The organism is uncultured Megasphaera sp. (genome assembly GCF_958350005.1).
GTDB lineage: Bacteria > Bacillota > Negativicutes > Veillonellales > Megasphaeraceae > Megasphaera.
On the sequence record NZ_CATWFF010000077.1, the window covers coordinates 1 to 9,714 of the forward strand.

Sequence of the window (9,714 nt, forward strand, 5' to 3'; positions counted from 1 at the left end):
CCGTAATTCCCCAAATTTTATAGTTTTTGTACGTATATATGCGCACCGTATAGGTGCGGCGCTGTTTCCAGCCGACCTGATTTGACGCCGACAGGCCCGGAGGAAATCCCGGCGCCGGCCGCGTGGCCAGTTCGATGCGGGCCCGTTCCGGCGTATGATGGGCAAACCAGTCCAGGGGCACGGTGAAGATATGGTCGATTTCGGCGGCACTCAGGGACAGGTCCATCGTATCCACATAGGCTGCAAAGGGCCATACAGTTACGCCCACAGGCGATTCGACATAGTCCAGGGGCCCCCAGACGTGGATATGCGATGCCGAAATGCCCAGCTCTTCCCTCGTTTCCCGCAGGGCTGCCGCCAGGGGCGAAGCATCGCCGGCTTCAATGGCACCGCCGGGAAAGCATATGTCTCCTGGCTGCCAGTGCAGCCGGGAGCTGCGCACTTCAAACAGGGCGTGTTCCTCACCGTCTACCAGCACAACAGGTACCAGTACGGCGCAGGGTATCGTATTCATACAGGAATTCTGCCGGACTACCCGTTCCGGCCACGGTGCCGTTCTGTCCATAGGACCAACCTCCTCGCCTTTCAGAAAAAAAGAGGATGTCCGTTCACGCAGACATCCTCCGGTATACATGGCATCGATTATTATTTCACAACGATGTTAATAATTTTTTTCGGTACAACAATGAACTTGACGATCTTCTTGCCTTCAATAAGAGACTGAACGCGCGGTATGGCCAGAACCAGCTTCTGCACGGCATCGGCGTCGGTTTCGACAGGAACGGTAATCCGGTCGCGGACTTTGCCGTTAATCTGAACAGGCAGTTCGATTTCATCGACAACAAGGGCCGTTTCATCGACTTTGGGCCACTGCTGCTGATGTACGCTGCCTTCAAAGCCGGAAATATGCCACAGTTCTTCGGCAATATGCGGCGTAAAGGGCGCCATGATCTTGAGCAGATTCGTATTTGCTTCTACGGCTACGTCGGTGTGAATCGTCTTCTGTCCGTTCACATAAGCATACATGGCATTGACATATTCCATAATGGCGCTGACAGCCGTATTCAGGGCGTAATTGCCGTCCGTGCCCTTTACATCTTCCGTCACTTTGGCAATGGACTGGTATTCCAGACGGCGCAGTTCCTTTTCTGCTTCCGTCAGATCGCCGCCAGCCGTGCCTGTTTTGGCCAGGTCATTGTACTGATGGACAATACGCCATACGCGGTTCAGGAAGCGGTAGCAGCCGTCAACACCGGCATCGGACCAGTCCAGATCCCGTTCAGGCGGAGCGGCAAACAGAATGAACAGCCGTCCCGTATCGGCACCGTATTTATGGATAATATCTTCAGGAGATACGATATTGCCCTTCGATTTGGACATTTTACTGCCGTCCAGGAGCACCATGCCCTGCGTCAGGAGCCGTTCAAACGGTTCTACGGCATCGACCAGGCCGGCATCATGGAAAACTTTCATGAAGAACCGGGAATACATGAGGTGCAGAATGGCGTGTTCAATGCCGCCAATATACTGGTCTACGTTCATCCAGTGATTGGCTTTCTTCGGGTCCCAGGGCTTTTCATCATTGCGGGCATCTGTATAGCGCAGGTAGTACCACGACGAGCAGACGAACGTATCCATCGTATCCGTTTCCCGCGTTGCCGGGCCGCCGCATTTCGGGCATGTGCAGTGTACGAAGTGTTCACTCGTTGCCAGCGGCGATACGGCACCGGCTGTGAACTTGACGTCTGTCGGCAGCTTGACAGGAAGCTGATCTTCCGGAACGAGCTGTTCGCCGCATTTGGGGCAGTAAATAATGGGAATAGGCGCACCCCAGTAGCGCTGACGGGAAATAAGCCAGTCCCGGAGCTTGAAGTTAACCGTTCCCTTGCCCAGGTCGTGTTCGACGAGCCATTTCGTAATGGCTTTGCGCCCTTCTTCGTCTGTCAGGCCGTCGAATTCGCCGGAATTAACCAGTGTGCCCGGATCATGATAGGCTTCGGTCATCGTGTCCAGATCGAGGGTCTTGTCGGCATTCTGTACGACCAGATGAATGGGCAGATGGAATTTTTTGGCAAATTCCCAGTCACGCTGATCGTGAGCCGGAACGCCCATGACGGCGCCAGTACCGTAATCAGCCAAAACGTAGTTGGCGATCCAGATAGGTACCTTTTCGTTATTCACCGGGTTGACTGCATAGGCGCCGGTAAACATGCCTTCTTTTTCGGCATCATTCGACGTCCGTTCGATGTCGCTCATGTTCTTCATGCGCGTAATAAAGGCCTGCAGTTCCGCTTCATTGGCCTTGCCTTTAATCAGTTCCTGCACATAGGCGTGTTCCGGTGCCAGTACGATGTAGGTTACGCCGAAAATCGTATCGACACGGGTCGAGAACATGGGGATCTTCTTGCCGATTTCCGGAATATCAAAGGAGAATTCTGCCCCTTCACTGCGGCCGATCCAGTTCTTCTGCATCGTCTTGACCCGTTCCGGCCAGCCTGGCAGCAGCTTCAGATCGTCCAGGAGGCGATCGGCATAATCTGTGATTTTAAAGAACCACTGTTTCAGGTCCTTTTTGACTACCGGCGTGTCACAGCGCCAGCACAGGCCGTCAATAACCTGTTCATTGGCAAGGACGGTATTGCACTTTTCACACCAGTTGACCTTGGCTTCCTTGCGGTATGCCAGTCCCCGCTTATAGAGGAGTTCAAAAATCCACTGGGTCCACTTGTAATACTTTTCATGACAGGTCGCTACTTCCCGATCCCAGTCATACGACAGGCCCAGAGCTTTCTGCTGACGCGTCATATTGGCAATGTTGCTGAACGTCCAGTCGGCAGGCGGAATATTGTGCTTAATGGCCGCATTTTCCGCAGGCATGCCAAAAGCGTCATACCCCATGGGATGGAGTACGTTATAGCCGAGCATGCGGCGGTACCGGGCGATGACGTCGCCAATCGTATAATTGCGGACATGGCCCATATGGAGATTGCCCGAAGGATACGGGAACATTTCCAGTACATAATACGGCGGTTTGCCTGTATCTTCGGTGCAGCAGTCACATTTGCTTTCTTCCCACACATGCTGCCATTTCTTTTCTATTTCTTGGGGAATATATTTTTCCACTATCATTGGCCTCCTATTTTGCGTCCAGAACGGTAAAACGCGCCGTCGCAGAGTTACATAATAATATTATAATGTTCTCATTTCATCAAGTCAATTCATGTTTTGCAAAATTATCCCAGAACTGCGGCGATTCGAAGCCTTTGCGCCACAGGCTGACCCCTCCCAGCTGGTATGTCGTCACCAGTTCGGCTTTGGCTTTCAGGGACTGTTCGTCTTCAAACCAGATTTTGACCCGTCCTGTCTCCAGGGGCACGTCGAGGACATACAGGTGCAGGGCATCGTCCCACTTCACGTAGGACTTGTATTTCTCCCGCACCGCTTCGCTGTCGGCCATAGACAAGGTGCGGACAAACAATTTGGGCTTACGGGGAGCCTTTGTGCGTTTGCTGTTACCATCTGGAAGGTCGGCCTTGCTTCCCCTTGCCGCTCTGTCCGTATCCGGCACAGGCGCCGCCGGATTCGCAGCGGGCGCCGTCTTCTTCGTCCCGGCCAGAGGGGGCCACAGATTCAGGTCTGCCGGCAGTTCTTTGCCGTCAGCCGATTCATACCACAGGCGCATGTACAGAGGCATTCCCAAAATGAGCTTATGGGCGCCGACGAGGGGCACCATATCCTGAACGGCTTTTTCCACCCACGGCAGCGAGGCTACCGGTCCGGCAACGGGGCTGGTACGGCCGTACTGGTCATAGGCCATGACCATGAGATAATCCAGACTGGATGCCAGAGCCTGCCGGTCATAGACGAGAGACCAGTTGGGACTGTCCGACAGGGGCGTCACATCCATGGAGACCTGCAGGCCATAGGCATGACAGGCCTTGCTGACAGCTGCGACAAAGCGGGTCAGGCCGTCGCGGTCGGCATAGTTAATATTTTCAAAGTCCAGATTGTAACCTTTAAATTCATATAATAAGGCATAGCCAATGAGCTCCTGAATGAGCTGTTCCTGCAGCCGTTCATCCTGCAAAATCCGATGGGTCAGGTCAGGGTCAAAATTGTTGTCCACCAGAGGCCACATGGCATAGCCCTTGCTGGCATAGGTTTCAGCGAGCATATCAAAATCGGGGTTGCGCAGCAATACGCCCGTGTCACTGAGGCGAAAGGCACAGGGCGACATGACAGGCTGCGCCGTCTGCAGTGCCGGCAGCGGCGCTTCTTCGTCCATCTTGGGGTCCCAGAACAGGACGAGCCCCATCTTTCCCTGTTTCTGCACAGCTGCCGGCGCAGTCGTATCTGGCTTTACCTGCTGCAGCATAGGCGCCACCCGCGTCGGTTTTCGCGGCGGATACAGTTCATTCTGCGTTTCGCCGAGGACATAGCCAATGCCCAGAGGCCGGCGGACGTGGCGGATATTGATGGTCCGCTTCCCGTCCCGGACGTCCCGTCCCGGCAGGCGCAGGGCCACGTAGTCGTTGAGCCATGGCGAAGAGCCGTCACTGGCCGGCGGCAGGCGGAACCAGTAGGTCCCCTCTGCTTCATCGGCCCTGTAAATGCCGTACTGCTCCAGGGCTTTGTCCGATACGAGCCACCGCCCTTTTTCCTCGACAATCTTCATGCCGTTTACGACTTCGTCGGGAATGGGATTGTTCACTTTAGGCACGGAAAATGCCGGGTCCACCATTTTGGAGGCTGATGCTGATGCCGTATCGGCCATCTTCTTTTCTACAGGCCCATCGGCCTTGTCTGCTGCCCAGACCGGGAACTGTACAGCCCAGCTGATGCAGGCAGCAGCACAGACCAGCTGCAGCCATCGATACCGTTTCATACTTCCACTCCTGTCTTATCTGTCCAGAAACTGGCGATATGCGCGTTTTTTCTGGTAAATTCTGAAAAATCAAGTATAATGAATAGGCAGGTTTTCCCTGCATATAGTTAGCATTATACCACAAAAGGGGGCATTTCGATTGCATCAGTACTTATTTTTCATCGGATCCTTTCCCATCCGCGCCTACGGGCTGCTGTTTATGCTGGGAATCATTTCCGCCGGTCTGACGGCGTATTATATAATGAAGCGCGATGGCCGTGGCTGGCACGTCCACATGTTTGACTTCACCCTCTGCTGCGGCCTGGCCGGCATCGTCGGCGGACGGCTCTGGGACGTGTTCTTCTTCGACTGGGCCTACTATCAGCATCACCTGCTGGAAATTCCCTTCGTCTGGCAAGGGGGCATGGCCATTCAGGGCGGCCTTATCTTCGGCGCCATTGCCGGCATTCTGTACACGCGCCGCCACGGCATTGACACGTGGGCCTTCGGCGATCTCCTGGCACCGGCCATCATCCTGGGCCAGTCCGTAGGCCGCATGGCCAATCTCATGAACGGCGACGCTTTTGGCCATCCGACAGGCGGCAATTTCGGCATTCTCTATCCGGACACGACCCTGGCCTACCGCACCTACGGCAATCAGCCCCTGTGGCCGGCAGAGATCTGGGAAGGACAGCTCGACATTATCGCCTTCGTAGTCCTCCTGTTTTACAGTTCCTTTCCTCATAAAAAAGGTCAGGTCTTCTGCCTGTACGTCATGCTGTACGCAGTGGAACGGTTCTTCCTGGAATTTCTCCGCGGCGATTACGTCAGCCTGACGCTGGGCCTGAAATCGGCGCAGCTGACGAGCGTCACCGCCTTCGCCATCGCCCTGGCAGTCTTCCTCTATCTGCAGTGGAACGGAACGGTCGATACGGCAGATAAGGGCCAGCAGGCCTGAGCACCGCCAGCCGGACACACACAGGATACCTGAGGTTCCTGGCTGTCTGCACCCCGCCTGTATCTGCCGCACAATACTACGTATACGACAACAGAGCCGCCGCAGTACGCGACGGCTCTGTTTGTTTATGCCTGAGGCAGTTCTTTCAGCATTTTCTTCGGATTGTCACCGGGACGGACCTTGCCGAAGGCCCTGGCGATGACGCCATTTTCATCAATCAAATAGGTGGACCGTTCAATGCCCATGTACTTGCGTCCGTACATGCTCTTTTCCTTCCACACGTCGTACTGCTGAATGATCGCCTTGTCTTCATCAGACAGAAGCGTAAAGGGCAGGTTATATTTCTCCTGAAATTTCTTGTGCGATGCCACACTGTCCTTGCTGATGCCAATGACGACAGCGTCTTTTTCCTGAAACTGCGGATACAATTCTGCAAATCCGCAGGCCTGTTTCGTACATCCTGCCGTATCATCTTTGGGATAAAAATACAAAACGACTTTCTTTCCTTTGAAATCATGAAGCGCCACAGTCTTCCCATCCTGATCAGGCAGGGAAAAATCCGGCGCAACCATACCAATTTCCAACATATCCATTCCTCCGTTCCAACAATAAAACAACAACATATATACCTGCAGCCAATACAGCTTAGACTGCTTATATCCTATCACAGGTATCCGAATCTGGCATCTAGGGCATCTGTGTTCCCCTGGTAATACGCCAGATGGCAATGGTCCGGGCCGCTTCCATATACTCCTGAAAGGCATCATCATACAGATGAGATTGTTCTTCCATAACGCCATCTGCCCAGACCAGGCGGTGATTAAAGGCACGGTGCGATCTCATCAGCGGCGGCAGGAGCGATTCGTAGGTACTGCCTTCCGGCAGAATCAGCTCGGCCAGGGTCGGTGCAATCTGCAGCTGACTGCCGGCTGTATCGTCATCAAAAAGCGTCGTCGACACACCATCACCGTATATATAGCAAGGGATACCACTTAATACTTCCAGCGGCACGTCCTGGGCAAAGCTGAAGCGTTCCGCATGGTCACCGGTTACGACGAACAATGCCGACGGGTCCTGTTGCTGTACCTGCTGAATAAACCGTCCCATAGCCTGGTCGGCATACCAGATATGGCCGAGCTGATCCATCGTTTTCGCATCAGACGGGACAGACGACGGCAAGGCAGCCTGCACTGCGCTGCGGGGAAAGCCTTTGCTGTCTACATCAAAGGAAAAGGGCGGGTGGTTCGTCGTCGTCAGGATAAAATGAAACGTATCTTCTTCATCCGGATGGGCCGCCATATACTGGCGGACAGCCTGAAACAGAGATTCATCGGATACGCCCCACGACGACTGGCCGTCGGCATGGCTCATTTCATCGGCACCGTGAAATTCATCAAATCCTTCACGCCGGGAAAAGGCGCCAACATCCTGCCAGCTCCGCATGCCGCCATACCAGAATACGGTCTTATACCCCATGCGCTTCATGACCGCGCCTATTCCCAGCTGATCCACATCGCCGCCGCGTCCCATGACATAATTGGGATACATGCCTACATCGGGAATCCCTAATACCAGGGCATTGACAGCGCCGATAGTTCCGTTGCTGTCTGCTAAAAACCGGTATGTATGAGCGCCATTGGCTTCCAGAAACTCCCCGGTCTTAGCCAGTCCCAGGCTGCGGTATGGCGAAAGGAGCGGCCAAAGGGCATAATTTTCTCCCAGTATCAGCACGACCTGACGGGGCCGGACGGCCAGAGACGGTCCTTTCGTCTGGCGGGTAAAGGCCTCGTCAATCGTATGGGCCTGAGCATTCCCGCCAAGGGTTACAATGGCCTGCTGCAGTTCTGCTGCCGAAATAGGTCGGAGCGCTTTTTTATAGGCCCGCCGGTACGTGGAATAGGCCCGGTACAGGGCCTGGCCATCATCAAGAACAGCTTCATTCAGTAAATGATTGGGCGTACGGGCCGCACTTTCCCAGGGCACGCCCGTTGCCATGCTGAAGCCGCCGCCAAAACGGCAGAAAACAGCGAACACAGGCAGCAGAACAAGGACACAGGCAGTAACACTTCGAATATGCCGCGACGGTATCCACGTACGGGTGTGGGCAAGTTTATACCAGATAAAGATACACAGTCCAGCCAGGCATACAGCGCCAGCCAGTCTGGGGACAAGCTGATACTGCTGAAGCATGGTCTGCCAGATGGCCTGCCATCATCCTTCATCCCGTTAAATATCATAATGTTAAAAGAAGACTGAAACGCCTGATAATAGGGAATTCGTATCATAAATAACAAAGCCATGACAGCCGTAGCCAGGCAGCCCCAATACAGGCGAATCCGTTCAGCAGGCCACGCGCTCCAACACGTTCCAGGCAGGGTAGCCAACAAAAAGGGAACGGCCGTAAGTACTGCCGCCGTTTTCAGGCTGATGCGCAGCCCCAGCCACAGGGCATAGCCAATATCCGCTCCGGAAGCGCTGCTTACCTGTCCGGAATACAGGACCAGAAACGCTACCCGAAAGACCATGAGCAGGAATTCCATATACCAGAACCATTTCAAATCCTGCTGTATATACCGTAAAAATCGTACTGCCACGTACTGCATCTCCTCTCCTGCCTGTAAGCCGGGCTTACCAGCCTGCAGCCAGACACGACACAGGCACTGTATGCCAATGTTAAACCGGCCTTATTATAGCAGATTATTTGCCGGTGTAACAGGTATTTTTTTACAGGATACATACCTGTTTTTGACAGATACTTTACCATATATACACCCTATTCCCTGTTTCACAGCACTCCCTGCGACAGGAGTTGCGCTGACCGACAAAATACAGTACCATATACAGGAAGAAAGGTTATATAAGGAGGTACAATTCAATGAAATATCTCATTGCTTCTGATATTCATGGCTCTGCCTATTACTGCCGTCTGCTCATGGAACAGGCCGAAACGGAACGGGCCGATGCCATTTTGCTGCTGGGCGACCTCCTCTACCACGGGCCGCGCAATGCTCTTCCCAGGGACTACGATCCCAAAACGGTGATTACCATGCTCAATGAATGGAAAAATACGCTGTTTTGCGTTCGCGGCAACTGTGACAGTGAAGTCGATCAAATGGTGCTGGAATTCCCCATTATGGCAGAGTATGCTATCTTTTCGGCAGGATCGCACCTGATGTTTGCCACACACGGCCACATATACAACACGTATCAGCTGCCGCCCCTGCCGGAACAGGCCATCCTGCTCCACGGACACACGCACATCCCGGCATGGGAGCCTTTTGGCTGCGGCCAGTACTACCTGAATCCCGGCTCCGTATCGCTGCCAAAAGACCATACGCCCCACAGCTATATGACCTGGGACGACCAGACCTTTACGTGGAAAGACGTCACTACCGGAAAGGCCTTCCATTCCCTGACGCTTCCCTGATACAAAAAAAGACTGGCCTCCTGCACTCCCTGCCAATATCAGACCTGCATCTGACAACCCGGCAGACCATGCAGCGGCCAGTCTTTTATATACTATTATATGTCCTTATCTGCGGTGATGGCGGCCATGATTATGGTGTTCATCGCGGTATTCAATATCCCGTTCAATGATTTTCCCTGTTTCCGCATCAATGGTGACTTCGCCGTCCCAGATCTCAGGCGTGCTGAATTCTACGGAATATACAGCATATCCGTCGTCCCGATCGCGGTCTACATCATAAACCGTTGCACCGGGGTATTCTTTCAATACCAGATTCTGCGCATCCTGCGCGCTAATATTGGCAAATGCGGCAGCAGCGCCCAAAGCGGTAACAACGCTGGCCAAAGTCAGTATACGTGCAAATGATGATTTCATAGTGGTATATCCTCCTGTAACGGTATAGTGTACTTGATGAGTATATTATGC

General features: G+C 53.6%; 9 protein-coding genes. 2 read left to right on the top strand and 7 right to left on the bottom strand.

Features of this window, described 5'->3' with window-relative positions; all coding sequences use genetic code 11:
* The 3 genes from Q3886_RS05890 to Q3886_RS05900 form a co-directional block, all read right to left on the bottom strand.
* On the bottom strand, positions 1–565 hold a 565-nt coding region (locus Q3886_RS05890; protein WP_301860262.1), incomplete at its 3' end, for a CoA pyrophosphatase.
* An 80-nt stretch (positions 566–645) separates the two neighbouring features.
* On the bottom strand, positions 646–3,126 hold the full coding sequence (leuS, locus tag Q3886_RS05895; protein WP_301860274.1) for a leucine--tRNA ligase: 2,481 nt from the start codon (positions 3,124–3,126) through the stop codon (positions 646–648).
* 82 nt (positions 3,127–3,208) lie between these two features.
* Complete coding sequence (locus Q3886_RS05900) at positions 3,209–4,885, bottom strand: glycosyl hydrolase family 18 protein (protein ID WP_301860263.1); 1,677 nt, start codon at positions 4,883–4,885, stop codon at positions 3,209–3,211.
* A gap of 139 nt (positions 4,886–5,024) precedes the next feature.
* Between Q3886_RS05900 and lgt the strand changes: the two genes are divergently transcribed.
* On the top strand, positions 5,025–5,822 hold the full coding sequence (gene lgt / locus Q3886_RS05905; protein ID WP_301860265.1) for a prolipoprotein diacylglyceryl transferase: 798 nt from the start codon (positions 5,025–5,027) through the stop codon (positions 5,820–5,822).
* Between the two features lie 125 nt (positions 5,823–5,947).
* Here lgt and bcp read toward each other — a convergent pair whose 3' ends face one another.
* The 3 genes from bcp to Q3886_RS05920 all read right to left on the bottom strand — a co-directional run bounded on the left by bcp (position 5,948) and on the right by Q3886_RS05920 (position 8,416).
* On the bottom strand, positions 5,948–6,409 hold the full coding sequence (bcp, locus tag Q3886_RS05910; protein ID WP_301860268.1) for a thioredoxin-dependent thiol peroxidase: 462 nt from the start codon (positions 6,407–6,409) through the stop codon (positions 5,948–5,950).
* Positions 6,410–6,509: 100 nt separating this feature from the next.
* On the bottom strand, positions 6,510–7,817 hold the full coding sequence (locus Q3886_RS05915; protein WP_301860269.1) for an LTA synthase family protein: 1,308 nt from the start codon (positions 7,815–7,817) through the stop codon (positions 6,510–6,512).
* Positions 7,763–8,416, bottom strand: coding sequence for a hypothetical protein (locus Q3886_RS05920; RefSeq protein WP_301860270.1), 654 nt, complete (start codon positions 8,414–8,416; stop codon positions 7,763–7,765). The genes Q3886_RS05915 and Q3886_RS05920 overlap by 55 nt, the downstream gene beginning before the upstream one ends.
* A gap of 281 nt (positions 8,417–8,697) precedes the next feature.
* Between Q3886_RS05920 and yfcE the strand changes: the two genes are divergently transcribed.
* Entirely contained in the window at positions 8,698–9,249 is a 552-nt protein-coding gene (gene yfcE / locus Q3886_RS05925; protein ID WP_301860272.1) for a phosphodiesterase, read from the top strand.
* A gap of 105 nt (positions 9,250–9,354) precedes the next feature.
* Here the strand turns inward: yfcE and Q3886_RS05930 are convergent, their stop codons facing one another.
* Complete coding sequence (locus Q3886_RS05930) at positions 9,355–9,663, bottom strand: PepSY domain-containing protein (protein ID WP_301860273.1); 309 nt, start codon at positions 9,661–9,663, stop codon at positions 9,355–9,357.
* Positions 9,664–9,714: the final 51 nt, after the last annotated feature.